This window comes from Marinomonas flavescens (assembly GCF_004352835.1).
Classification (GTDB): Bacteria; Pseudomonadota; Gammaproteobacteria; order Pseudomonadales; family Marinomonadaceae; genus Marinomonas; species Marinomonas flavescens.
In genome coordinates this window covers 58,571-83,141 of the sequence record NZ_SJSB01000003.1, presented here as the reverse complement: position 1 = coordinate 83,141, position 24,571 = coordinate 58,571, and the positions used below count along the sequence as shown (strand labels likewise).

General features: G+C 41.2%; 26 protein-coding genes. 7 read left to right on the top strand and 19 right to left on the bottom strand.

The genetic code is table 11. The annotated features are described in order from the left end of the window. Nucleotides 1-29: 29 nt before the first annotated feature. On the bottom strand, nt 30-257 hold the full coding sequence (locus tag E0D70_RS04160; RefSeq protein ID WP_133011024.1) for a hypothetical protein: 228 nt from the start codon (nt 255-257) through the stop codon (nt 30-32). Then, nucleotides 254-1,402, bottom strand: coding sequence for a DUF2066 domain-containing protein (locus E0D70_RS04155; RefSeq protein ID WP_133011023.1), 1,149 nt, complete (start codon nt 1,400-1,402; stop codon nt 254-256). Before E0D70_RS04155 ends, E0D70_RS04160 begins: the two co-directional genes overlap by 4 nt. 116 nt (nt 1,403-1,518) lie before the next feature. Here E0D70_RS04155 and purM point away from each other — a divergent pair, with 116 nt between their 5' ends. The 3 genes from purM to E0D70_RS04140 are packed head-to-tail and all read left to right on the top strand — an operon-like array spanning nt 1,519 to nt 3,978. After that, complete coding sequence (gene purM / locus E0D70_RS04150) at nt 1,519-2,577, top strand: phosphoribosylformylglycinamidine cyclo-ligase (RefSeq protein ID WP_133011022.1); 1,059 nt, start codon at nt 1,519-1,521, stop codon at nt 2,575-2,577. Next, nucleotides 2,574-3,227 carry a phosphoribosylglycinamide formyltransferase gene (gene purN / locus E0D70_RS04145; protein WP_133011021.1) on the top strand — a complete coding sequence of 218 codons (654 nt, stop codon included), beginning with the start codon at nt 2,574-2,576 and terminating at the stop codon, nt 3,225-3,227. The genes purM and purN overlap by 4 nt, the downstream gene beginning before the upstream one ends. Nucleotides 3,228-3,243: 16 nt before the next feature. After that, entirely contained in the window at nt 3,244-3,978 is a 735-nt protein-coding gene (locus tag E0D70_RS04140) for a DUF3108 domain-containing protein (protein ID WP_133011020.1), read from the top strand. Here the strand turns inward: E0D70_RS04140 and mobA are convergent. The 4 genes from mobA to E0D70_RS04120 all read right to left on the bottom strand — a co-directional run bounded on the left by mobA (nt 3,968) and on the right by E0D70_RS04120 (nt 9,312). Beyond that, on the bottom strand, nt 3,968-4,546 hold the full coding sequence (gene mobA, locus E0D70_RS04135; RefSeq protein WP_133011019.1) for a molybdenum cofactor guanylyltransferase: 579 nt from the start codon (nt 4,544-4,546) through the stop codon (nt 3,968-3,970). The two genes, E0D70_RS04140 and mobA, sit on opposite strands and share 11 nt — an antisense overlap. 374 nt (nt 4,547-4,920) lie before the next feature. Next, entirely contained in the window at nt 4,921-5,559 is a 639-nt protein-coding gene (locus E0D70_RS04130) for a helix-turn-helix transcriptional regulator (protein WP_133011018.1), read from the bottom strand. Nucleotides 5,560-5,666: 107 nt separating this feature from the next. Continuing rightward, nucleotides 5,667-7,001: an HlyD family type I secretion periplasmic adaptor subunit gene (locus E0D70_RS04125; protein WP_133011017.1), complete on the bottom strand. Its 1,335-nt coding sequence runs from the start codon at nt 6,999-7,001 to the stop codon at nt 5,667-5,669. A 1-nt stretch (nt 7,002) separates the two neighbouring features. Then, entirely contained in the window at nt 7,003-9,312 is a 2,310-nt protein-coding gene (locus tag E0D70_RS04120; protein WP_133011016.1) for a type I secretion system permease/ATPase, read from the bottom strand. Between the two features lie 144 nt (nt 9,313-9,456). On the opposite strand from E0D70_RS04120, the gene E0D70_RS04115 reads away from it, so the two are divergent. Next, entirely contained in the window at nt 9,457-9,825 is a 369-nt protein-coding gene (locus E0D70_RS04115) for a hypothetical protein (protein ID WP_133011015.1), read from the top strand. Nucleotides 9,826-9,849: 24 nt separating this feature from the next. Here E0D70_RS04115 and E0D70_RS04110 read toward each other — a convergent pair whose 3' ends face one another. The 5 genes from E0D70_RS04110 to E0D70_RS04090 form a co-directional block, all read right to left on the bottom strand. After that, complete coding sequence (locus E0D70_RS04110; RefSeq protein WP_133011014.1) at nt 9,850-11,808, bottom strand: bifunctional diguanylate cyclase/phosphodiesterase; 1,959 nt, start codon at nt 11,806-11,808, stop codon at nt 9,850-9,852. Nucleotides 11,809-11,818: 10 nt separating this feature from the next. Continuing rightward, nucleotides 11,819-12,448 (bottom strand): transglutaminase-like cysteine peptidase, encoded by a 630-nt coding sequence (locus tag E0D70_RS04105; RefSeq protein WP_133011013.1) that lies wholly within the window; start codon nt 12,446-12,448, stop codon nt 11,819-11,821. 80 nt (nt 12,449-12,528) lie between these two features. Next, entirely contained in the window at nt 12,529-12,816 is a 288-nt protein-coding gene (locus E0D70_RS04100) for a DUF1244 domain-containing protein (protein ID WP_133011012.1), read from the bottom strand. Nucleotides 12,817-12,831: 15 nt separating this feature from the next. Next, entirely contained in the window at nt 12,832-13,443 is a 612-nt protein-coding gene (locus tag E0D70_RS04095) for a DTW domain-containing protein (RefSeq protein WP_133011011.1), read from the bottom strand. A 4-nt stretch (nt 13,444-13,447) separates the two neighbouring features. Further along, on the bottom strand, nt 13,448-14,173 hold the full coding sequence (locus E0D70_RS04090; protein ID WP_133011010.1) for a pyridoxine 5'-phosphate synthase: 726 nt from the start codon (nt 14,171-14,173) through the stop codon (nt 13,448-13,450). A gap of 152 nt (nt 14,174-14,325) precedes the next feature. Here E0D70_RS04090 and E0D70_RS04085 point away from each other — a divergent pair, with 152 nt between their 5' ends. The 3 genes from E0D70_RS04085 to E0D70_RS04075 all read left to right on the top strand — a co-directional run bounded on the left by E0D70_RS04085 (nt 14,326) and on the right by E0D70_RS04075 (nt 16,033). Further along, nucleotides 14,326-15,000 (top strand): DNA-3-methyladenine glycosylase I, encoded by a 675-nt coding sequence (locus tag E0D70_RS04085; protein WP_133011009.1) that lies wholly within the window; start codon nt 14,326-14,328, stop codon nt 14,998-15,000. A gap of 34 nt (nt 15,001-15,034) precedes the next feature. After that, nucleotides 15,035-15,682, top strand: coding sequence for a DsbA family oxidoreductase (locus E0D70_RS04080; protein ID WP_133011008.1), 648 nt, complete (start codon nt 15,035-15,037; stop codon nt 15,680-15,682). Nucleotides 15,683-15,838: 156 nt separating this feature from the next. Beyond that, nucleotides 15,839-16,033 carry a (2Fe-2S)-binding protein gene (locus tag E0D70_RS04075; RefSeq protein ID WP_133011007.1) on the top strand — a complete coding sequence of 65 codons (195 nt, stop codon included), beginning with the start codon at nt 15,839-15,841 and terminating at the stop codon, nt 16,031-16,033. 4 nt (nt 16,034-16,037) lie between these two features. Here the strand turns inward: E0D70_RS04075 and bfr (E0D70_RS04070) are convergent, their stop codons facing one another. The 8 genes from bfr (E0D70_RS04070) to E0D70_RS04035 all read right to left on the bottom strand — a co-directional run bounded on the left by bfr (E0D70_RS04070) (nt 16,038) and on the right by E0D70_RS04035 (nt 24,557). Further along, the gene (gene bfr, locus E0D70_RS04070; protein WP_133011006.1) at nt 16,038-16,502 is read right to left on the bottom strand and encodes a bacterioferritin; all 465 of its coding nucleotides are present in this window, start codon (nt 16,500-16,502) and stop codon (nt 16,038-16,040) included. 11 nt (nt 16,503-16,513) lie between these two features. Continuing rightward, entirely contained in the window at nt 16,514-16,987 is a 474-nt protein-coding gene (gene bfr / locus E0D70_RS04065; protein ID WP_133011005.1) for a bacterioferritin, read from the bottom strand. A gap of 54 nt (nt 16,988-17,041) precedes the next feature. Next, nucleotides 17,042-19,345 (bottom strand): DNA topoisomerase IV subunit A, encoded by a 2,304-nt coding sequence (gene parC / locus E0D70_RS04060; protein ID WP_133011004.1) that lies wholly within the window; start codon nt 19,343-19,345, stop codon nt 17,042-17,044. Nucleotides 19,346-19,583: 238 nt separating this feature from the next. Next, on the bottom strand, nt 19,584-20,468 hold the full coding sequence (locus tag E0D70_RS04055) for a GNAT family N-acetyltransferase (protein ID WP_133011003.1): 885 nt from the start codon (nt 20,466-20,468) through the stop codon (nt 19,584-19,586). Nucleotides 20,469-20,580: 112 nt separating this feature from the next. Beyond that, on the bottom strand, nt 20,581-22,476 hold the full coding sequence (speA, locus tag E0D70_RS04050; RefSeq protein ID WP_133011002.1) for a biosynthetic arginine decarboxylase: 1,896 nt from the start codon (nt 22,474-22,476) through the stop codon (nt 20,581-20,583). Between the two features lie 169 nt (nt 22,477-22,645). After that, nucleotides 22,646-23,605, bottom strand: a complete 960-nt coding sequence (gene lipA / locus E0D70_RS04045) for a lipoyl synthase (protein ID WP_133011001.1) — start codon at nt 23,603-23,605, stop codon at nt 22,646-22,648. 1 nt (nt 23,606) lies between these two features. Further along, nucleotides 23,607-24,251, bottom strand: a complete 645-nt coding sequence (gene lipB / locus E0D70_RS04040; protein ID WP_133011000.1) for a lipoyl(octanoyl) transferase LipB — start codon at nt 24,249-24,251, stop codon at nt 23,607-23,609. Next, nucleotides 24,252-24,557, bottom strand: coding sequence for a YbeD family protein (locus E0D70_RS04035; protein ID WP_133010999.1), 306 nt, complete (start codon nt 24,555-24,557; stop codon nt 24,252-24,254). It lies immediately after the preceding gene. Nucleotides 24,558-24,571: the final 14 nt, after the last annotated feature.

Below are 24,571 nucleotides of genomic sequence, written 5' to 3'. Positions count from 1 at the left end.
ACTTCAAATTGTAATTAAGTAGAGAAGTATTATTCCTCTTCTTCAACAATCTCCGTAATGACTTTGGACGAGCATTTAACACACTCACCTTCAATCCAAACTCGATCCGGAGTTGAGTATTCGATAGGATTTTTCATCCCTAAGTCCATTTCCATACACTCATTACACCAAGTTTGGCGCAAGAAATCCTGCTGCTCTTCTTCATCTCTAGCAAAAAAATCTAACGTCACTACAGAGTCTTCATTTAATTCTGTCACTGCTGAACTCCACTATATTTAAAGGTTTCAATTGGTTCTGCTGGGACATCAACCTGATTGACACTTTCGCCCACCATAGGCTCCCCAGCAACGCCGTTACTCTTTGTAGCAATGGGCTTAGTATTATCAATCTGCAACAGGCTACTCAAAGAAATGCTGTTTATTAATTTTTGTTTACTGCCGTTAATCGCTACCGAAAAAGTCACTAGATCCCCCTTCGCACCCACAACAAAAACATCCCTAACAACACCAACCTGCTCTAAATAAGACTGAACTTTATTCAAAGCAAGGTAACTATTTATGCCTGACACCTGAATCATTAAACGACTTTCCACAGCAACGTTTCTAACGGCTGCATAGCGTGTAGACAAGACTAACGCCATATCAGAACTAGCCTGATCAGCCAAGGCCTGCAAGCTATCGCCATTCAGAGAAAACCGCTGACTGGTACCATCATCCAATAAAACCAGCAAGGTTCCACTTACCGTTCCGGCATAATCAGTCACACGCATTGCAGCAACAGCATCCGTCTGATATCGCTTACTTGCTTGCTTAATACTGCTTTCAAAGAACCCCCATATATCAGATGGAGAAATAGCACTCTTATCAACAGAATCCACCAGAGGCGCGTAAATTGGAACACCAACCATAGCTGCAGACGTTGCCAAATCATTCAATAATTCCGAAGGAGCATTGGCGCCAGAAATACTTCTCACACCATTATCTTCACTGACCGCCCAAACCAAAACTGAAGGTCGATTATTCCCCCATACCGGCAAATTGTTTTTGGATAAAAAACGATCTATCGATTCACGATAGAAAATAACACTCACTTTTTTACCCGCTACAAGCTCTCCATTTACAGGCAGCAACTGCGGCAAAGAAACAACCGAATGCTGCGCAACCCATGTCGGAGCATCTGATTGAGCCTGCTTTAACAAATCACCACTAATCGCTTTCTTATCGCCCGACACTCTAACCAACACTTGCTCAACCGCTTGAGAAAACGCCTCATCGAGCAATTGATCATCCGAACCGACCACTGGCAGCTTAATATCAGCCCTATAAAGATTGCTCACAGGGACGGCATTTGCTAGTGACACAAAAAAAACACTGAATAAAACTATCAATATGCGAAAATTCATAACCCTTCCTTCGTTTATTTGCTTATTCTACTGTCTTAATAACAAAGAACCATAGCCCTAATGTGTCACTATGCTAAAATGCATTTTTTTCCTCGTACCATGATAAGGCATAGGCAATGACCAAATCGGACAAACCATCGATTAGTTATAAAGACGCAGGCGTAGATATTAATGCCGGCAATCAACTTGTTGAACGCATCAAAGGCGTCAGCAAAAAAACTCGTCGCCCTGAAGTAATGGGTGGATTAGGTGGGTTTGGCGCATTGACTCGCCTTCCAACTAAATATAAAAATCCTATCCTTGTCTCCGGCACAGATGGTGTAGGGACCAAGCTGCGTTTGGCCATGGACCTTAACAAGCACGACACTATCGGTATCGACCTAGTGGCAATGTGTGTTAACGATCTTATCGTCGCTGGAGCAGAACCTCTTCTTTTCCTAGATTACTATGCAACAGGTAAACTAGACATCGACGTGGCCGCAAATGTAGTCACTGGCATTGGTGAAGGCTGTCTTTTATCGGGCTGTGCCTTGGTTGGCGGCGAAACCGCTGAAATGCCTGGCATGTACCACGACGGCGACTATGACCTAGCAGGTTTTTGTGTTGGCGTTGTTGAAGAAGAAGCGATTATTGACGGCAGCAATGTAAAAGCTGGCGACACACTAATTGCACTAGGCTCTTCTGGCCCGCACTCTAATGGCTACTCATTGATTCGTAAAATCCTTGAAGTCAGCAAAGCCGACCTAAATCAAGAAATTGATGGCGTGGCACTAAAAGATGCCTTGATGGAACCTACTCGCATTTATGTGAAATCCATCCTGAAATTAATGGAAACTATTTCTGTTAATGCGCTGTCTCACATTACTGGTGGCGGCTTGCTAGAAAATATTCCTCGCGTATTACCAGAAAGCGCGGCGGCTCGTATCGACGCCACTAGCTGGAAACGCCCTGCTGTGTTTGATTGGCTACAAGAGCAAGGCAACGTTGAGCAAGAAGAAATGTACCGCGTCTTAAACTGTGGCGTTGGTATGGTACTTGCGGTTGATGCGGACAAAGCGGATACCGCCTTAGCGATATTAAAAGCAGAAGGTGAAAACGCTTGGGTCATCGGTGATATTTGCGATCGTAATGACGGCAAAGAAGTACTGATTTCTGACCTTGAGGCCAATGCATGAGTTTTCCCATCGTTGTCTTAATCTCTGGCAGCGGTAGCAACTTGCAAGCTTTGATTGATCAAAGCTTGCAAGGTAAGCTCGACATCACCATCAGCGCAGTGATCAGTAACAAAGCCGATGCTTATGGGTTGGAACGAGCCCGTAATGCGGGCATACCTACTCATGTTTTGGATCACAAAAGCTTTGCTGATCGTGAGGCGTTTGATCAATCGCTACAAGAAACGATTGATCAATATCAGCCGAAACTTGTTGTTCTAGCGGGCTTCATGAGAATTTTGACCGATACCTTTACCCGTCACTACGAAGGAAGAATGCTTAACATTCACCCTTCTCTGTTGCCGAAGTATAAAGGTTTAGACACGCATCAGCGCGCTATCGATGCGAACGATAAAGAACATGGAGTATCAGTGCACTTTGTCAGCGCTGAACTTGATGCTGGATCGGTTATCGTGCAAGCTAGTACTCAAATAGAGCCAGAAGACACCGCCGAATCATTAGCTATGAAGATTCACAAACTTGAACATGTGATCTATCCACTGGCAGTAAAGTGGTTTAGCGAAGGCAGACTAACGGTTAATAAAGGAAAGGCGTTTTTTGATGGCCAACCACTTCCTGCAAGTGGCGCCAACTATAAAGAAACACCTAAATGAGATAAGGATATAGAATATGGGTATTCATAAGATTTTTGCATTTATCGCTGTAAGCTTACTGACTTTACCCATATCACCTGCCTACAGCGCAACCTCTTCCCAAGATTCTTTTTTAACGCCCTATTCCGCGGTTTATAGCACCATCTGGAAGAAAGGCATCACAATGAAAGTTAAAGGCACACAAACCCTGTCCAAACAGGCTAATGGCACTTGGCAGTTTTCATTTACGGCTGACAATTTTTTCGCATCTCTCAGCGAAAAAAGCACTTTCATCGTTAAAAACCATCAAATAATTCCAACACACTATTTATATCAAAGCAGCGCATTCGGTAAAAAACGCAAGGCCGAGTTGTTTTTTGATTGGACAAAAAATCGCGTACGAAATGATATAAAAAACAAACCTTGGAACATGTCTATCAAACCAAACACCGTTGATAAACTCAGCGTGCAATTACAAATTAGAGAAGACTTAAAACAAGGAAAGGATAACTTTGATTATCTTATCGCAGACGGTGGTTACACTAAAAACTGGCGTTTCAAACGATTAAAGACAGAAAATATTGAAACTAAATTTGGTGAAATATCAGCCATTAAAATGATTCGGACCGACAACAAAGACTCTAATAAACAAACCTCTTTTTGGTTTGCTCCTAAATACGATTACCTACTGGTTAAACTCACACACAAAGAAAAAGGCGGCGATTCTTATACCTTGGACATAGAATCCTTGAAAGTGCTCGCTAAACACTAGAATCTATTTGCTCTTGATAATTCACATTCAAAAGCTCGCCTTCTACACCCCAGAGTACAGAGTCGTAGCCATGTTCTCGATAATAAGCCATCACACTGTTTCTATCTCCCCCATCTAAAAACGTCGCTAAAGATTGCAAGCCTGATTGAACTGGAATAATGGCATGCAGAGGATGTAAACCACTACCACTTTCTAAACAATGTATTCTTTCTGATTGCGCCTGACTCGCAACCTTTAATGCAGCAAAAGCGGCACTAGAGATATTTGGCGTATCGCAGGGCGCCACCAAAATATGAGTTGTCGACGCTTGGTTTAAGGCACTCCACAAACCAGATAGCGGCCCTCGCTCTGCGTAAGCCTCCCCATCCTGTATGAGCTTATAGCCAAATAACTGATAGTCTGAGAAGCGCCGATTCACATTTAAACAAACATGCTTTACTAACCCTTCCATAGCTTGAGCAACCCAAAAAGCCATAGACTGCCCCTTATAAAGTACCAGACCTTTTTCTACACCTGACATTCGCTGGGCTTTACCGCCCGCAATCACAACACCTGAAAGTGTGTACACAACAACCTCACCTAAACGATGGCCAACTTTCGCCTACGACAAATAAAACACCTTCAATAGTGTTGCTGTACTCTAATAGGGATTAATTCTAACCATAAGAGACACGAGCTCTCGCTGCGAGAGCCCGCCTGAATGATACGTTATTAAAATCCATAAGATTATTTAATAATAAGTTATCTATAGCCTCTAACAAGGCATAATCTCATTAATAACGCGGCATCTTATAAAAAGGTAAACGAAGCATCAATAGAAATACAAAAGAATGGAATGACGAGATAAAGGCAGCAGAGATTAGAGGCAATCAAACATCTGCTGTTTATATGACATGAAACAGGTTAGCCGTATTTTGAAAATAGTGAATAGCATCTCGTATATTATGGCGCTGAAAATGCTCCTTGCACAAGAAGAGCTAAAGACAAACGATCCTTAGTATTAGTTTTCTTAAATATTGATGTAAGGTGCGATTTCACCGTTCTCTCAGTAATATCCATCTCAATAGCAATCTGCTTGTTCGACAAACCATGAGAAATATAATCAGCAACACTAACTTCTCGCTCAGATAAAGAGCTCAATAAAACTTGATCCGTAGTGGTTTTTTGCTTAGGTGCAGATTGAGCTATCAGATTTAGAATAAATGACTTCCCACCCCAAATCTCACCAGACCCAACCACTGATAAAGCCAATGCTAATTGCTCCTTACCAATATAAGGTGAACATTGACCTCGAACACCACTTGAAAGTAATCTCAAAGCAGCAGTTTGGCTTGGTTGATTTGGAAATACTATCACTTTTGTATTTGGAAAAGCGCCACATAAATAGACGACATCTTCTACTCTCTTAGAAAATTCTTTATCTTCTAGAAATACAAAAAAATAAGCAAATGCCGCATCAGACTCTAGCTGAAGCTTTGCACTATCGCCATCAAGGGCTCTGATCAAGGTCACTTCCTGATCAACAATTTTATTCCAATGATCCCAAACAGAATCATCCGTGTTCCAGCACAAAATTTTCAAAGCATCCCTCATCTACTACTTTTATTGGAATCAATTATACTCACGACCAAACACCAGACTGTGTTTATTTGTTACTTAATCATAGACACAAAGATTCGCTTTTATGATCATCGCTCGTGCAAAGCATTTTGCTTTGCCTTAATAATTGGTTTCAACAAATATTTTAATAATGTCTTCTTACCAGTAATCACATCCACTGTCGCTTGCATACCCGGAATAATGGGCAAACGCTGTGAATTGTGTTCCAAATAATTACGGTCAGTCCTTACCCTTACTAGATAAAAGCTCTTTCCCTCTTCATCCAAAATAGTATCCGCACTAATATTCTCAACAGTCGCCTTTAAGCCACCATAAATAGAAAAATCATAAGCAGTTAATTTAACAACAGCATGAAGTCCTGGCTTGATAAAACCGATATCTTTAGGACTTACTTTCGCCTCTATCAGCAACGAGTCTTCGATAGGAACAATTTCTAATAGATTCATACCCGGAGTAATAACACCTCCAACTGTATTTATTTGTAACTGCTTAACAATTCCTTTAACAGGAGACCTTACCTGAGTTCGAGACACTTTATCTTGCAGAGAAACATTCGTCTCTTTCAATTGATCCAGTTTACTTTGAACCTTGGTTAAATCCTCTTGTGCTTCCGCTCGAAACTTAGCCGAACTTTCTTTCAGCTTATTCTCAGCTTCTTTCAACGCTGACTCAGCCCTAGGAATGGCCAATTGAGTCGCATCCAAGTCTCCCTTGAGCTGATTCACTTGTCGCTCAAGCTGCAACAACTCAACCCGTGAAACGGCACCTTGCTCAAACGCAGGTCGTGTCAAGTTAAGCTCTTCCGTTGATAACTCAAAGCTTCTTCTAAGGTTGCTTAATTTCGCTTCTTGCTCAACAATTTCTTGTTGCTTTTGAGCAACCTGCTGATCAAAAACACGCTGATTACTTCGTAGTGAAGCCAATCTGTTTTTATACAATTCCATCTCGCGGCTAACAACATTAGGATGCAACGCCCTCATATCTGAAGCAAATGTCGGTTCCTTACCTAACGCCTCCGCTTTCAATCGAGTTGCACGAGCTCGTAAGTTAACTGACTCGACTTCCTGTTCTCTAAGAGAAGAAAGTGCCTCTGTGTTTTCGATAGTCATCAATATCTGACCACGCTCAACGGTTTGCCCTACTCGAGTGTTAATTTCTTTTAAAATGCCGCCTTCCAAATTCTGTATCTGCTGCACTTGGCTTGACGGGATAACTTTGCCCACCCCAACAGTAACTTCATCGAAGCTTGTGTTATCAGCCCAAACTAAACCCAAAATAACAAAGACAAGAATCACCCATAAAATAATACGTCCACCACGGGGTGTTTTTAGCATTAAAGCTGAGTTTTTATCATTCAGAAAACTCAAATCACTTTGTGATATTTTATTCAATTTTTTAGCCATGTTAACTAACCTTAAGCTTGCCTTGTCTTAGCGCTTCATGTACTTGCGCTTTTGGTCCATCTGCAATTAGTCGACCGTTATCCATCACAATGATTCTATCTACCATATCTAACATCGACGCTTTATGTGTGATTAATATCAATGTTTTATCTTTAACAACATTAATAAGACGGCGCTTCATTCTTGTCTCAGTTGTGTTGTCCATCGATGCGGTAGGCTCATCTAGAATAAGAATCGGTGGGTTGAAGAGCAAAGCTCGTGCTATTGCAATACTTTGACGCTGACCACCCGATAAGAGCATTCCTCGCTCACCCACAATACTGTCTAAACCACTAGGTTTACGATTGGCAAATTCGGACACACCTGATAATTCCGCTGCGCGAATAATCGCCTCATCCTCCATATATGGAACACCCATCACAATATTGTCCCGAATAGAGCCGTAAAAGAGCGTTACGTCTTGGGAAACGGAGCCAATATTACGACGCAGGTCTGTAGGATTGATTTGACGTACATCGACACCATCGACACGAACCGCACCGTCAATAGGTGTATAAAGCCCCGTCATTAATTTACCCAATGTGGATTTTCCAGAACCAATACGACCGATGATACCTACTTTTTCACCAGGCTTAATCTTGATATTAATTGAACTAATCGCTGCTTGTTCTTGCTCTGGATAAGCAAAACTTACTTCATCAAACTGGAAGTCACCTTCAAATTTAGCACGATGGACAAATTTCACATCATCAGGGTTTTCTACCGGTGAACTCATAATTGCATTGAGCGAACTAAAAGCAGACTTGGCTTGGTTGTAACGGGTTGCAAGCCCTGCTATTTGCGCCATTGGCCCAAGTGCTCGACCCGTTAACATAACAGATGCGACCAACGCGCCCATACTCATGTTGCCTTCAGAAATCTGATAAACACCAACAATAACAATAACAACCGTTGTGAGCTGTTGAACAACCATAGCAAAAGAAGAACAAGACTGAGACAATTGACGTGTTTTAATCCCCCAATCTGCAATGTTACCGACCGCATTTTCCCACTGCTTTTGGAGAACGCCTTCCGCATTATTTAATTTAACACTCTCGGCGTTATACAGGCTTTCAATTAATACCGCATTTTTCTGAGAGGCTGTTTTTTGGCTTTCCTCAATCGAACGTCGAAGCGGTATTTGAATAATGATGCTGTAAGCTAAAATTAGAAATATGGTAACAATAGGAATATAGCCAACAGGTCCACCGATGAGCCAAATAACCCCCACAATCAAAAACATAAAAGGAATATCAACCAAGGTAGTAATTGAGGCAGATGTAATAAAATCTCGAATACTCTCAAATTCCTGAAGATTTTTTGCAAAAGCCCCCACCGATTTAGGTCGAGATGCCATGGTAATGTTATTTACTTTAGAAAAGATGGCAGCAGAAATCAGAATGTCTGATTTTTTCCCTGCAATATCGATAAAATAAGAGCGCAATGTGCGTAATAAAAAGTCAAACAAATACACAACAGCAGCACCAATAGCCAACACCCATAAGGTGTCGAAGGCATTATTAGGAACCACCCTATCATAGACATTCATCACAAAAAGCGGACTGGCAACAGCAAAAATATTAATCAATAAAGAGGCAATAAACACATCTCGATAAATGCGCCAAGATTGCGTAATCGTCCCCCAAAACCAGTGTTTTTTACTGGCTTTTTCACTCTCTTTTTCTGAACGTTTATCAAATTGATAAATCGGCTTAACAAAAAAACAATAGCCACTGTATGACTCTAATAGCTCATCAAGAGGAAGTGTAATTTCCCCTTCTCCAGCTTCAGGACGCATCACTTTCGCAAAGCCTTCCTGCTGGTTAACTTCTAATAAAACACAAGCGTGCTGATCTTTAAGCAACAAAACCGTAGGTAAAACCATATCTGGAATTTTTAGCAATGGTCGCTTGATAAACCGAGAGCTGATGCCAATGCGCTTCGCCGCACGTTTGAAAAGCGCTGGCGTCATATCATTGTCGGTTATAGGTAAACCGGCAGCAATGGAATCCGCTGAATAAGGGTTGTGGAAATATTTACTTAATAAGACTAAACAATCGAGAAGTGGGTTTGGATACTCTAGGTCTGCGCCCAAAATATTCCACTGACTAGAAGCAGCTTCATCACTGGAAGTTTTGTTATCTGAAGTGGAATCTGGCTGCTCAGGGTTATTAGCTGTGCCAGCACTTTCCTCGTTTTTCACCTTATCATCGATTGGTGATTCGTCAGATACTGAAGTCGGGGCTTGCCCTGGACGAGCGGAGTCAGACATACTTCATTTAGCTCCTTAAATAGTACTAAAAACATAGGCTTAATAACCTACTTCAAATAACTCTAGTCTAGAATAGTGCTTATTGAGTAAGATAGAAAGACTACCAATGAATCTATACTAGATTAAACAACATGGAGAAGCACTGTGCTCTACGCAAAAGTGAACGAAGAAGGTGAAATTATTGATGTTGCCACCTCTCAATCAAGCGAATACAAGCTGCTAGTTGCCCCTAATGACCCCACTGTTGCGGAGTTGTTAGAATCTAAATTCAAAAACATTGAAACAGACACTCAAGAAATTCTTGATAATTCTGACGTTGACATGATGCGTGTAATAGAAGATTTGATCGATCTATTGAGTGCAAAGCGCATCATTCAGTTCACTGAACTTCCGATGGCAGCACAGAAAAAATTGCTCAGTCGAAAATGGGTTCGTGGCGTACACAATGGCAGTGATGATGGCCTTATCATTGATGATACCCTCTCTTCTGATGACAATGACGCTTTAATTTAGCACGTCATTGTCATTTTAATTGGGCTACATCTCTTGAGCTTGATCTATAGCATAACCTTGACCTGCAGTGATATCGAATTTCTCTAGACGACTCAATTGCTGCTGGCTTTCAATACCTGTTGCAATTATTTGAATATTTAAACTATTAAACATTTTACACAGTATATGCATGAAAAAAGCTTCCGACTCTTTGCCTGTCGCCAGCTTCGTATAGGAGGGATCTACCTTCACATAGTCCGGAAGCAACTGCTGTAAATAATGAAAGGTAGTAAATTGCTTACCTACATTATCAATCCCAAACGCCACATCGTGTCTTTTTAATACCTCTGACAATACTATCGCCTGATCTTCGACAGCCAACACACTTTGCTCTGATACCTCAAAAACAAGTTGCTTACGGATCGCCAGATCTAAGCCTTGCAAGGTTTCATCCAACCAATCAGTAAATGTAGGCTTTGAATACGCAGAGGCAGAAAGGTTAATAGCTAAAGGAGTCTGTTGTTGATCACTATGTCGCTGCGTAATAAATTCAATCACTCGAAGAATAATGACTTTATCTAATTGATCTCCCAGATCAAACTGCTCAGCCAAACCAATAAAGTACCCCGCATGATACTGCTTACCTTCATAATCAAGACTCGCAAACACTTCTTCATGCATAACGGTGGACGCTTCTTCAAAACATACAATTTTCTGCTTCCTTAAAAGAAACGCTCGATTTTTAATCGCATACTCCAACATATCTTTCCAAACAAGCCGTCCAATGGCCATGTCTTGACCAGTAATCGCATCAAAAACACGAAGAGTATTTGAGCCAGCGGTTTTAGCCTCTCTCAACGCAGCATCTGCTTGAGCCATGGCATTAGAACGACTCACTTTACCATTTAATGAAACTGCACCAATATTCGCAACCGCGTCTGCGTAGGCTATTTGATTAGGAATAAGCACCATTAAACCTTCCAAAATATCCTCAACAACATGCTTCAATCTATCTTGGTCGATATTAGGTATTAAAATAATAAAATCTGCACCAGACAAGCGAGCGACTGAAGAAGAGGAAGCCACTGTTTTCATTTTATCCGTCATGATATTAGCTGAAGCCTGAATAAACAGATCAGCCGCTTCATAACCACGCTCATTATTGAGCTTTCCTAAATCAGATAAACTAACAAGCACTAGGCCATCCATGGTGCGATCACTACTGGAAAAATAAGCCTTAGCCTGACTTTCAAAAAAATTACGATTACCTAACCCACTTACTGGATCTTTAAAGGCTTTCGCCTGGAGCCATTGAACCGTTTCAGCCTCTGCATCAAAGTCTTTTTCAAGCTTTTCTGTGAGTCGATTCATTGCTTGCACAACCAATTTTAATTCACGTGTTTTTGGCAGGTTTTTCATTTTAATAAATTGGCGATGTTGTATCGCTTCTGCTTGCTTTACCACTTCTCCTAATGGCCTAAAGAGGAAACGAAGCGCGATACTGCCGAACAAGATTGTAACCACGCCTATAATAAAAAAGGACACCAACAAGTTTCTGCTTGCTAACCATAACTGGTTATAACCATAACCAGCGCTACCAGTAATGTAGACTTGCCCTAATTCATTCCAGCCATTAGAGATAACCGCATTAGCTTGAGGAACATCAAAACTAATGAGCTTAATAAACCACTGAGGAACACCATCAATTTTTGTTTCATTTTTACGAACAATATCTTTGTCTGTGGCGTAAACGTGCATTCTAATTTCAGAAAAATAGCCACTGTCAAAAACAGCGTTAATGGCACTGTCTACTGACGCATAATCTTGCGCTGCCATAAAATCAGACACTGTCATACTAAGTGACGTGGCTGAATCTTGTGTTGTCGACTCTAGCTGATTGATCAAATAGCCTTTGGTTGTATTGAAATTAATCCCCATTACAACAACGAGTATTACTGAAAAAATGACTATAATCGTCATCATCAACTGGCGAAATAGCGTCACTTGGATTCTCCTAGTTATTGTACGTGGCAAGTCGGTTATTTAAATCGGTCCAGAGACTCAATCTCGATGAACCTCCCACTAATTGACCACGCCCTTTTTCTTTTGAAAGCCACAGGTTTTTTGCATTAAAAGAATAAATGGGTAATAAATCATGGCGCTGTGAGGCAGGCTTCAATTCTTTGTCTAAATTATCTAAAATGACGGGAATAGACGTTGGTTTGTTATAATAAGCCAATACCATGTGATGCTGATTGAGAGTAAGTGCTTTAACATAAACTAGGCGAAGCTTCTCATCAGGCACACCCAATTCTCGCAAAGTGAAATATTTGGCAATCGTAAAGTCTTCACAATCACCACCTCTAGTCGCCAAAAATTCAATCGGCGTTGCCCAGTAATCTTCTTTCCCCCAATGGTCAAGATCATCCACAAAGTCCAATGAATTAAAAAAATTATTCACCGTTGCCAGCTTATTAACAATGGAAAGATTCTGAGAATCAGCGACCAACCTTCGCCATGCTAACACCCGTTTCTCAGCATTCGGTCCGTACTGTCTACCCACTTTTTGAGCAATCGCAAAATACTTATCCGATATATCAGCATAAAGCCAAAGCTGAGGGATAATACACAATATTAAAGACAAACAAACAACCCGTTTACGAATTGAAACGCTTCTCGTTAATGATCGTATAAAAGCAATAAGGCCGTTTGGCACGTTAAGCCTTACTTAGGCACTTTTGCGGCAAAAGCAGCAAGCTGCTCAACAGTTGCCTCCGGTTGATACTTTTTCTTCCAGTCACTGTAAGGTTCACCATAAACATACTCACGAGCGCCATCGTAATCAATCTCAACGCCCTTTTCTTGAGCCTCTGCCATGTACCATTTACTTAGACAATTACGGCAAAAATCAGCCAAATTCATAAGATCAATATTTTGCACCGATTTGTTGTCATCTAAATGTTTAAGGAAACGGCGAAATACGGCAGCTTCAATTTCAGTTTGTTTATCCATGAACTTACCTTAGTGTTAGCGATCGATTATTGACGAATGTTTATGACTCTTTGGCTGACAACGCCATTGCCACTCAATTGATGCGACCATAAAATCTCTAATTGGTTGCATTGTATCTGTTGTTAATTGTTCCACGGCATAGCAGCACGCTTCTAACGTTGATAACGCTTTATCATTAGGTGACTTGCGAATTTCATACTGCTCTTTTGGCGGGCAGGCAAACATTAGGCTATTAATTGAATGCAATAATGGCTGGGTCAAATAGAATCGCTTTGCCTTTCGCCACGTAGCATCTATCAAAATAATCCCTTTGATAATGGCAATTTCTTCTTTCTCTAATTGCTCTATCAAGTCCGCCTGTTCATTAGGATAAACAACGCGCCATTGCGTAAACTCTAAACTCTGTAATCGAGCTTCCAACGTCACATCGTCCATCGCAATGCATTCAATTTGAGGCAACGCCAGCGCCAACAAAGATACGGTGTTTTTCGCGTGCTTCGCCTCTTTAGGATCCTGCAATACGATAATACGCAGATCAACTGAGCGACTTGACGGCAATAAATGGCAAACACACTGAGTCTGTAAAAAATGACAAACTTGGCAACGCGGACGTTTCTCACGCATCATTATATTAAGAAAGTTTTTCTAGATACGCTTTAATCACATTATCCCAACCTAAGTCTAACGCTTCTGCCGTTAATGCATGACCAATCGACACTTCCGTTATCCGACCTGGCTGGCATAACACTTCGATATTAGTGAGATCTAAATCATGTCCTGCGTTTACACCAAGCCCTACATTCAAAGCCGCTTGCGCGGTGTTTTGATAAGCTTGTGCAATAGATTCAAAGTCCGCATTATGATAATTATTAGCGTACTCCTCTGTATAAAGCTCAACTCGATCTGCGCCCACTTCTTTTGCGAGCGCCATATTGTCTGCATCGGGATCCATAAACAACACAACTCGAATGCCTTTTTCTTTGAGTTTAGCAATAACTGGACGCAGCGCATCTTGGTCGCGAGCAATGTTCCAACCGTGGTCAGAGGTTAGTTGATTCGGATCATCTGGTACTAAAGTGCATTGATGAGGCACGACTTCTAGCACCACTTCTAAAAACTGTGCGTCAGGAAAGCCCTCAATATTTAATTCTGCATTAGGATAACTTTTTAACAGTTCTTTTAGATCATAAGCATCTTGATAAGTTGCATGACGCTGGTCTGGTCTTGGATGGATAGTAATACCAAAAGCGCCGAGCTCTAAGCTGCGCTTGGCCATATCAACCATGTTTGGGTAATTTCTTCCACGAGAATTTCGAAGTAAGCCTATTTTATTCAAGTTAACGCTTAAGTGTGTCATTTAACTTCTCTCGATCTGTTTGAATGTATTTTGTCGCATTATAAGACAAAGCATTAGCTAACATCACTAAAATACCACATCAATTACCCATCTCTACCCAGTTTCATTTCATATCCTTATGGTAAACTTATCCATAGTAAAAAGGAGTCGTCATGTATTACGAACCATTTCAAACAATTTATGACCGCGCCGCATTAAGACACGGTGGCAAACAAAACCTAGAACAGCAACTAACCAAACCATTAAATCACGCTCAGCTTTGCCAACATTCAGATGATCGTTGGTTAGCCGCCTTCTCACAAAAAATATTTCAATCTGGCATCAATTGGCAAGTTGTAAGAAATAAATGGGAAGGGTTCGAAACGGTATTCTTTGGTTTCGACATTGAAAAAATGCTTTTCATCCATAATGAAATGTGGGAAGAAAAAGCCAAAGACACTCGTATTATTCGTAACTTTGGTAAAGCCATGACCATTCGTGAAAATGCATTAATGATCAGTGAATGCCAACAATCCAACGGTTCATTTTCAAAATTTATTGCAGATTGGCCGACAAATAACATTATTGGGTTATGGGCTTATCTTAAAAAACACGGTCAACGACTGGGTGGAAATACAGGGCCGTATACGCTTAGGATAATGGGCAAAGACACTTTCTTAATGACAAAAGATGTTGAGGGTTATTTACGACTTAATGAGATCATAATAACAGGAAAAGATACCAAATCCGCGCACCAAGCAACACAAGATGCCTTTAATCATTGGCAAGAAGAAAGTGGTCGATCGCTAAATGAAATCAGCCAATGTATTGCAATGAGCGTCAATTAACTTACCTTTTAAGAATCACAGTTTAGGAGAGAACATGGCAGACCTGCGCATCGATATTATTTCAGATGTTGTTTGCCCCTGGAGCTATCTAGGGTATACAAGATTAAAACAAGCAATAGAACAGTTAGGAGATAATTACCGGATCGACATTCGCTGGCAACCCTTTGAACTTCATCCTGATATATCACCAGAGGGCGAAGACAGAGAAGTTTACTTGAGCAAGCGATTTGGTAGCCAAGAAAGACTAAACGAAGCGACTCATGCCCTACAGCAAGTAGGAATAGAAAACGGCATTACGTTTAATTTTTCAGAAAAAGACCGCCTACCTAATACCAAACTGGCTCATCAGTTTATCTTAGCGGCAAGTAAAGTAGATTTATCAACGCCACTGGTTGTTGCCTTGTTCAATGCGCACTTTACCCTTGGGCAGGACATTGGCAAAAAGACCAAACTTGAAGAGATAGCGTTGAGTATTGGGATGAAAGAAAGCGATATTCAATACGCTTATGACCCGAAAGCGAGGGCTATCGTCGACAAAAAAATAGCCAGACTGACAAGTTTAGACATCACCTCAGCGCCCACCTACGTCATTAATGACAAATATATGATCCATGGCGCTCACTCCCCTGAAGATTTTCTAAAAATCCTCAATGATATTGCGGAAAAAAGCCTCTCAGCCTAGCCTTTAGTGTACTTATACGAGTTAGTTTATTCGCTATCTCGTATAAGTTATTTCAAAGACATTATCTATAAGTAAAGAAACCCATAAAAGTTGATAATCATTTTCATTCGCAGTATTATTCTATTATCAAAACATTAATAAGAGTGATTTTCATTTATGTACGTATGTCTTTGCAATGGAGTAACCGACAATCAAATCAAACAATCTATTCATGAAGGCTCCATGACGATGAAAGCCTTGTATCAAGACACCAACTTGGGAAATCAGTGCGGAAAATGCTGCCAATGCGCTAAACAAATACTGAATAATGAGCTTCTGAAAATTTCAGAAACCCAATATCAGGCTGCCTAAGTCATTACATTTGTGATTGAAGGTAGTTTTCGATACCTGAATTTTTAATCAGAATCTGTTGAGTTTCCAGCCAATCAATTTGTTCTTCTTGCTCATCTAAAATCTTTTCAAGCGCGTCTCGGCTCATAAAATCCAATTTAGTTTCACACAGATCAATGGTTTCTTTCAGCACCTTGAGTGTATCAAGCTCAAACTCTAAGTTCGCCGCAATCATCTCTTCGCTGTGCTCTCCAATACGTAAGCGCCCTAAATCCTGAAGATTAGGTAAGCCCTCTAAGAACAAAATTCGCTCAATCAAACGGTCTGCATTTTTCATTTTCTGAATAGAGACTTTGTAATCCGCTTTGTCTAAGCAACTAAAGCCGAAATCTTTAAACATTCGAGCATGTAAAAAATACTGATTAATACCAACAAGCTCATTCGCTAACACTTTATTTAAACCAGCAAGTACGCTGCGATCGCCTTTCATAAAATGCTTCCTTATTTACCCATTTGCGACTGAATATAGTTTTGTTGACCGATTTTATCCATTAGGCCAAGCTGCTGCTCTAACCAATAAACATGATCTTCTTCTGTATCAAATAGTAATTTCTCTAACATTTCACGCGTCTGATAATCAGCTTCTGCTTCACACAAGGCGATGGCTTCGCGAACACAAGTAACCACTTCAAGCTCTAAAGTAAGGTCATTAGACATCATTGACTGCACATCTGAACCTACCATTAAATCTCGACGGTTGGTCATACATGGCACACCTTCCAGAAAAAGAATGCGCTTAATCAACCAATCTGAATGCTGAGTCTCTTCTTCCATTTCATGATTTAAGCGAACATAAAGCTTATCCATGCCCCAATCATCGTACATACGTGAATGGATAAAATACTGATCTATAGCCGCCAATTCATTCGCTAAGAGCTTATTTAAGCCATCAATAACCTTCTTACTGCCTTTCATCTCTATCTCCTTATGGCCATAAGACCATCTTGCATGCATTTATCAATAGGGTCTTTAATCGCGTAACAAATCCGCTTCACCTTTATTCGGCTTGCCTTCTCCGACTTTAACGTCAAAGGAATCAATTCTCTGGAAGCCTCTAGGCAATTTTAAACCTCGACGGCCACGCTCACCCACATAATCTAACAAGTCTTTTTCCATAAAGGACATAAAGCGTTTGCCCGCGTAAGCCATCAGTAGGTCATTGGGTAATACACACGCCATTGATACCAGTAGCTCTTCTCTCTCGGCCGCTCGAGCACTTGGAATACTTAACATTTTATTCCCTTTGCCTTTCGCCATTTGAGGCAAAGAAGCCACATCAAACACCAGCATACGCCCCTCATTGGAAACCACTACAACTCGCCCTGTTTGTGGATTTTCTACCAACACAGGCGCCATCAGCTCAGCACCTTTAGGCAATGTTAGTGTTGCCTTACCAGATTTGTTTTTTGCATAAAGGTCTTTTAACTGCGCAACAAAACCATAACCGGCATCACTGGCAATAAGATAATGGGTATCTTCATTATTTAAGACCGCGGCCACAATTGAGACATCTTTTTCAAGGCTAATACGACCTGTAATTGGCTCGCCCTGTCCTCGTGCAGAAGGTAAAGTATGCGCCTTCATTGAGTAGGTACGACCGTTAGAGGCGAATAAAACTAGGGTTTGATTAGATCGGCCTTTAGCACTGACCAAGAAACTGTCACCCGATTTGTAGCTAAGCCCTTCCACATCCAAATCATGACCTTTACCAGCGCGGATCCAGCCTTGCTTAGAAATAACAACGGTAATAGGGTCATTTGAAAGTAAATCTTCTTCATTGAACGCTTGGGCCTCTTTGCGCTCAACGATAGGTGTGCGACGATCATCACCGAAAGCATCAATGGCTTCACGAATTTCTTTGGTAATCAGTTTTTTCAATTTACTATCTGAAGAAAGTAATGCTTCTAGCTGCAAACGCTCTTTTTCCAACTCCGCTTGTTCTGCTAGAATTCTAACTTCTTCAAGTTTTGCCAAATGACGTAACTTCAACTCTAAGATAGCTTCTGCTTGAATTTCTGTTAATCCAAACTTGGCTATCAACTCGATTTTGGGCTTTTCTTCAGTACGAATAATATGAATTACTTCATCAATGTTTAGAAAGGCAACTAATAAGCCTTCTAAAATATGAAGCCGACTATTCACCTTATCTAATCGGAACTGTAAACGGCGGCGAACCACATCAATGCGAAAGCGTAACCATTCCGTTAAAAAGTTTTTAAGCGTTTTAACCTGAGGCAAGCCATCCAACCCTATGACATTCATGTTTACACGGTAGGATTTTTCTAAATCCGTTGTCGCAAAAAGATGCGTCATCACAGATTCGATATTCACGCGATTAGACTTAGGAACAATCACCAAACGAGTAGGATTTTCATGATCAGACTCATCTCGAAGGTCAACCACCATCGACAGTTTTTTAGCCGGATTTTTATCCTGCATCTGTGCGGCTATTTGCTCAAGAATTTTACTACCAGATACCTGATGCGGTAGTTCATGAACAACGATCTCCCCTTCTTCCACTTCGTAACGAGCACGCGCCTTAATCTGCCCTTTACCTGTTTCATAAAGCTTGCGTATATCACTACGTGGCGTAACAATCTCACCGCCTGTTGGAAAATCTGGCCCTTGAATAAAGCCGAGCAGATCATCTAATTCCGCCTTCGGATTATTAAGAAGGTGAACACAAGCTTCTCCCACTTCTCTTAAATTATGAGGCGGAATATCTGTTGCCATCCCAACAGCAATGCCTGTCGTACCATTAAGCAATAAATTGGGTAGGCGCGAAGGCAATACTGATGGTTCCTGTAACGTACCATCAAAGTTAGGCACCCAATCAACAGTCCCCTGACTCACTTCGCCCAGTAAAACATCCGCATACTTTGATAATCGAGACTCTGTATAACGCATCGCTGCAAATGATTTCGGGTCATCCGGTGCACCCCAATTGCCCTGCCCATCCACCAACGGATAACGGTATGAAAATGGTTGCGCCATCAGCACCATGGCTTCATAGCAAGCACTGTCTCCGTGCGGATGAAATTTACCTAATACATCGCCCACGGTACGCGCTGATTTTTTATACTTAGCCGATGCTTTTAAACCAAGCTCACTCATTGCATAAACAATACGTCGCTGAACGGGCTTTAATCCATCACCAATGTGTGGCAAAGCACGATCTAAAATGACGTACATGGAGTAGTTTAGGTACGCTTTCTCTGTATAGTCTTTTAATGACAGCGTTTCATTAGACTCAAAACTTAACGGCTCACTCAAGGAGGAGTTCCTTCTACTGCATTTTGGCGTAAATTACTCGTACACCAAGAATTGAAAAAAATAGTGTGTTCGTACTATAAAGAAACATGCTTATTGCCTGCAACCTTAGCTCTAAAGTTTATCTGGATAGGTTCTTTAATCGCTCACCCATAACCTAGTTATAAATGAATTATGGCAACAGACATGAGAGAAATATTGAGGCTCTGCTTTAATGCCACTATTCGTTAGTGACTGGATTTCATCTTAATAACATGGCCGTTAGTACATGATCTTCCCATTGACCATTTATCTTTAAATAGTCTTTAGCATAACCTTCTTTCACAAAACCTAACGCCTTGAGTACCGCACCACTTCGCTCGTTTCTAGGCATATAATTTGCCTGAATCCGGCTAAGATGGCACTCTTTGGAAATATAGTCATTTGCCACACTCAACAACTCATGCATCAAGCCTTTACCCTGTTCAGCTTCTCTTAAGCTATAACCAAGGTGACAAGACTGAAACACACCGCGCACAATATTGGAATAATTGGCATAACCTAGCATTCGACTTTCATCAGGCGATAAAAAACAAAAAGCGACGCCACGATCCTCAATAAAATCTCGACGCATTTCTCGTATCCGCAAGGTACAAACTTCTAGCGAATAGTAAGCATCTGCTCGCAAAGGCTCCCAAGGCGCAAGGAATTTTTTTTCTTCAGATACATACGCCTTTAATAAACCAGCGTCTGACTCATCGAGAAGCTTAAGCACGCCTCTTGCGGTGTTAATCCTCGGGAAACGCGACGTTTGATCCGCTGCATTAGTTTGCTTGAATGATCTATTTTCTAACACTTCCACTAATCGTAGCGAATAAGATTCAAACCAAAACTGCTCGGCTAACGACAGTGTTCTTCGCAGGATATTGTTGTTGATCCAACTAGTGGCTGTTTCGCGGTCTTGCCAATAGGTAATCAGTAAATCGGTTTCACCTAGTGAACACTCTGCCGCTAAAAAGCCAGCTTGCTCTTTTGCTAAGTCACGAAGCTTATCAATCATAATTCTATAGGTCATATTCTCAAGCATCACCACGCTAGAAAGTATAACGGCAAAACAAGGTGCATTCGATTGAGACTGAATCGTCATAGTCATCCTAGTTAATAGAAAAATAACTAACTCGTGCCCACAAAAGTGAGCAAGAGTTACAATGGAGTTATTTCGGACTAATCCTCTAAAACAACGAATTTAAGCCTATCATTTACGATAGATACGTTGTTCCTCTTAACACCTTATTGTAGGTTTCAATAAGTTTCGTTTGCTCTTCAAGGTCCAAATCACTTGCAGATACTTTATCTTGATAACACTTCAGTAGCGCTTTTTCATCATAGCTTACATACTTAAGTACATCTTGAACGCTATCCCCCATCAACACATGGTCAATTCTAAAACCATCATCAGTGAGATAAACATCGACCGAGCAAGTATCACCAAAAAGGTTATGCAAATCTCCGAGAGTCTCTTGATAAGCACCCACCAAGAAAAAGCCCATTAGATAATCATCATTGACTGGCGGTGGCGGAAGCGGTAATGAAGACTCGATCCCTTGCCCATCAACATAACGATATAAGCAACCATCTGAATCACACGTAACGTCTTGTATTTTACCTCTAAACGAAGGCGCCTGATCCAGCCCTTGCAATGGTAAAACAGGAAAAAGCTGATCAATCCCCCACGCATCTGGCATGGATTGGAAAACAGACAAGTTCACAAATAACTTCTCTGCAAGGCGTTCGTTAAGCTCATCAATAACAGGGCGATGACCACGGTTACGATTGTCTAATTTTGGCAATAAATTACGACAAGCCACAACAAACAGGTTTTCAGCCTGAGCTCGCTGCTCAAGATTAAGCTGGCCATGGTTATAAAGAGTTAAGCTGTCTTTAAAGTCATCAAGAAGATCGTGGTAAATCTCAACCAGAGAGCGGTTATCATTTTCCTCGTCATTTTTCAGACTCTGATAACAATCCCAAAGGCGCTGTATTTCTAGCACACTATCTGAATCTGGTGCGTCAATCGGCAATAGTTCTGCGCCATGAGAAAAAACATCTGCAATCATCATTGCATGATGCGCCGTCACCGCTCGTCCAGATTCTGAAATCAAATTTGGGTGTGGCAAATTGTATTGATCACACACGTTATGGAATGCAAACACAACGTTATTAGCGTATTCGCTGATACTATAATTTGCAGAATAGGCATTCTGCGAACGAGTTCCTTCGTAATCTACACCTAGCCCGCCACCAACATCGACCCATTTCACAGGAACACCCATCTGGTGTAACTCTGAATAATAACGTGCGCATTCTTTTAAGCTGTTTTGAATATCACGAATTTTAGTAATTTGAGAGCCAAGATGAAAATGAATCAACTCAAGACAACCCAGCATTTCTAAGTCGCGCAAACGATCAACCGCACGCAATAATTGAGATGTTGTTAGGCCAAATTTAGATTTCTCCCCACCACTGTTGCTCCAATGGGTGGAACTGGTGGATGCTAAACGAATCCGAATACCGATTCGTGGTTTCACATTAATCTTCTTGGCTTCATCTAAAATAAGATCAAGCTCATGGAGCTTCTCAACCACAATAAAGACTTGATGACCCATCTTTTCAGCCATCAAAGCCAAATGAATAAACTCACGATCTTTATAGCCATTGCAAACGATGATGCCATTCGGGTTCTGGTGCATGGCAAGCACAGCCATTAATTCAGGCTTACTTCCTGCTTCCAAACCAACGGTAGAAGGATTATCTGGCTGACAACCTGCAATTTCTTCTACTACACGTCGCTGCTGGTTTACCTTAATAGGATAAACAATTGAATAGTTCGCTTTATAATCATAATGCTCGATGGCTTGGCAAAATGATTCAGTGATTTTTTCGATTCTTGAATGCAGAATGTTAGGAAAACGCACCAAACATGGATAAGGAATGCCTTGATCTTTTAGCGCTTTAGAAAGCTCTGTTAGATCAATACTGTTTTCCCTATCTGGCAACGCCATAACACGACCTTGATCGTTGATAGAGAAAAAGCCTGCACTCCAATGAGTGACGTTATAAAGTTCAATAGAATCTTTCACTGACCAAGGCTTCATTTTGCCTCCTAAAATCCGCATAAATACATCAAAAAAAAGCTTAGATTAATGGCTCAAATACCCACTATCTCAACTTACTATAATTTTTATTTCTTTCAATGACATAATAAAAAAGCGGCGCCAAGGACAAAACCCTCGACTCCGCTCTTTTTTGTACCGTTATAATAGCTTAAGAAACTCGTTCACCGTGAGCTTGTTTATCGGCATGATAAGAAGATCGCACTAGCGGTCCACAAGCGGCATGCTTAAAGCCAAGTTCTTTTGCCACTTCTTCATAGCGAGCAAACTCTTCCGGCGGCACGAAACGCGCCATAGGATAATGATGCTTAGAAGGCTGAAGATACTGACCAATCGTCAACATTTCAACATTATGTGCGCGCAAATCTTTCAGCACATCGACGATCTCTTCAAACGTCTCACCTAAACCAACCATCAAACCTGATTTTGTTGGAACATCAGGGCAACGATCCTTGAAATTTTTCAACAAGTCTAAAGACCATTGATAATCAGAACCAGGTCTCACTTGACGATACAAGCGTGGAATGGATTCCAAATTATGGTTAAACACATCAGGCGGTGCAATTTGCAAAATATCCAGAGCTGTTTCCATACGACCACGAAAATCAGGCACTAACGTTTCAATTTCAATGTTAGGACTTAATGCTCGGGTTTCAGTAATACAGTCTACAAAATGTTGAGCGCCACCGTCACGCAGATCATCGCGATCTACAGATGTAATTACGACATACTTAAGTTTCATATCTCGTATTGCGGCTGCTAACTGTTTTGGCTCGTCAGGACTAAGCGCATTAGGACGACCATGTGCCACATCACAGAAAGGACAGCGACGCGTACAAATTTCACCCATGATCATAAATGTAGCCGTACCGTTACTAAAGCATTCACCCAGATTAGGGCAATTAGCTTCTTCACATACTGACGCCAATTTATGTTCACGTAACGTTTTTTTAATACGAGCAATCTCAGGAGAAGCAGGCATTCGCACACGCAACCAATCTGGTTTGCGTGGAATTTCTTCTGTTGGAACTACTTTTATAGGTATGCGTGCCATTTTATCGGCACCACGAAGTTTTTCGCCTTGGACAACGCGTTTGCGTTCTGCAGTCATTCTATTTCCACCCTTGTTGGATAGTCGGATGTTTGTATCCGAGCTGCTCAGCAAGCTGGTTCGCTAACTGAACTTTAACATTAGAAAAATCGACTTGGCTGTTAAGTTGTGCCATATCGACCATCTGAAGACCTTGATAACCACATGGATTAATACGATTAAACGGCGATAGATCCATATCAACATTTAGCGCTAACCCATGAAAAGAACATCCTCGTCGAACTCGCAAGCCCAAAGACGCTATTTTTTTTTCATCTACATACACACCAGGCGCATCAGGTTTAGCATAAGCTTCAATACTATTAAGCTTTAGTGTCTCTATAATGGCATTTTCAAGCACACTGACCAAATCCCTCACACCAATACCGAGTCGTTTTAAATCAATCAGTACGTACGCGACTAGCTGACCAGGACCATGATAGGTAACCTGCCCCCCTCTATCTACTTGGATAACAGGAATATCTCCGGGTGCAAGTAAATGCTCTTCTTTACCTGCTTGTCCTTGTGTAAATAAAGATGGGTGCTCCAGCAGCCAAATTTCATCTTGATCTTCTTTAGAGCGAACTTGGGTGAATGCTTTCATTCGTTCCCAAGTTGTCTCATAAGCGACCACACCTAAATCACGGCAAATAAGGTTCAAATTCATCTAAAGAACCATCTTAACCGCTTCAAGCGCCATTAGATCTTTATGCAAATTTCCTAGCTGCTCTTCACCCTGAGCCAAAATACGGAAGCTGAAACTGACAAAGCGACCTTTACTAGAACGATTTATGTTACTCGCTTCATTCCCCATTTCAGGAGCATGAACCTGCATGCACTCGACAATGTCCATATGCACACCATCAACATCAAGCGCCACTACTTTTACAACGTAGTTTTCACAAGGAAATTCTATTTTAGGTGCATCTACAGCGTTCTCAGCTTGGTCACCGTTTTTTGTAATCAGAGCCATCAGTATTCCAATAG

Coding starts and splice junctions, on each gene's coding strand:
- E0D70_RS04055 (WP_133011003.1), bottom strand. CDS start 20,468: ATGACGATTCAGTCTCAATCGAATGCACCTTGTTTTGCCGTTATACTT.
- E0D70_RS04035 (WP_133010999.1), bottom strand. CDS start 24,557: ATGGCTCTGATTACAAAAAACGGTGACCAAGCTGAGAACGCTGTAGAT.
- bfr (WP_133011005.1), bottom strand. CDS start 16,987: ATGAAAGGCAGTAAGAAGGTTATTGATGGCTTAAATAAGCTCTTAGCG.
- bfr (WP_133011006.1), bottom strand. CDS start 16,502: ATGAAAGGCGATCGCAGCGTACTTGCTGGTTTAAATAAAGTGTTAGCG.
- lipA (WP_133011001.1), bottom strand. CDS start 23,605: ATGACTGCAGAACGCAAACGCGTTGTCCAAGGCGAAAAACTTCGTGGT.
- lipB (WP_133011000.1), bottom strand. CDS start 24,251: ATGAATTTGAACCTTATTTGCCGTGATTTAGGTGTGGTCGCTTATGAG.
- purM (WP_133011022.1), top strand. CDS start 1,519: ATGACCAAATCGGACAAACCATCGATTAGTTATAAAGACGCAGGCGTA.
- E0D70_RS04125 (WP_133011017.1), bottom strand. CDS start 7,001: ATGGCTAAAAAATTGAATAAAATATCACAAAGTGATTTGAGTTTTCTG.
- E0D70_RS04080 (WP_133011008.1), top strand. CDS start 15,035: ATGGCAGACCTGCGCATCGATATTATTTCAGATGTTGTTTGCCCCTGG.
- E0D70_RS04095 (WP_133011011.1), bottom strand. CDS start 13,443: ATGATGCGTGAGAAACGTCCGCGTTGCCAAGTTTGTCATTTTTTACAG.
- E0D70_RS04090 (WP_133011010.1), bottom strand. CDS start 14,173: ATGACACACTTAAGCGTTAACTTGAATAAAATAGGCTTACTTCGAAAT.
- purN (WP_133011021.1), top strand. CDS start 2,574: ATGAGTTTTCCCATCGTTGTCTTAATCTCTGGCAGCGGTAGCAACTTG.
- E0D70_RS04100 (WP_133011012.1), bottom strand. CDS start 12,816: ATGGATAAACAAACTGAAATTGAAGCTGCCGTATTTCGCCGTTTCCTT.
- E0D70_RS04155 (WP_133011023.1), bottom strand. CDS start 1,402: ATGAATTTTCGCATATTGATAGTTTTATTCAGTGTTTTTTTTGTGTCA.
- speA (WP_133011002.1), bottom strand. CDS start 22,476: ATGAAGCCTTGGTCAGTGAAAGATTCTATTGAACTTTATAACGTCACT.
- E0D70_RS04120 (WP_133011016.1), bottom strand. CDS start 9,312: ATGTCTGACTCCGCTCGTCCAGGGCAAGCCCCGACTTCAGTATCTGAC.
- E0D70_RS04140 (WP_133011020.1), top strand. CDS start 3,244: ATGGGTATTCATAAGATTTTTGCATTTATCGCTGTAAGCTTACTGACT.
- E0D70_RS04075 (WP_133011007.1), top strand. CDS start 15,839: ATGTACGTATGTCTTTGCAATGGAGTAACCGACAATCAAATCAAACAA.
- E0D70_RS04085 (WP_133011009.1), top strand. CDS start 14,326: ATGTATTACGAACCATTTCAAACAATTTATGACCGCGCCGCATTAAGA.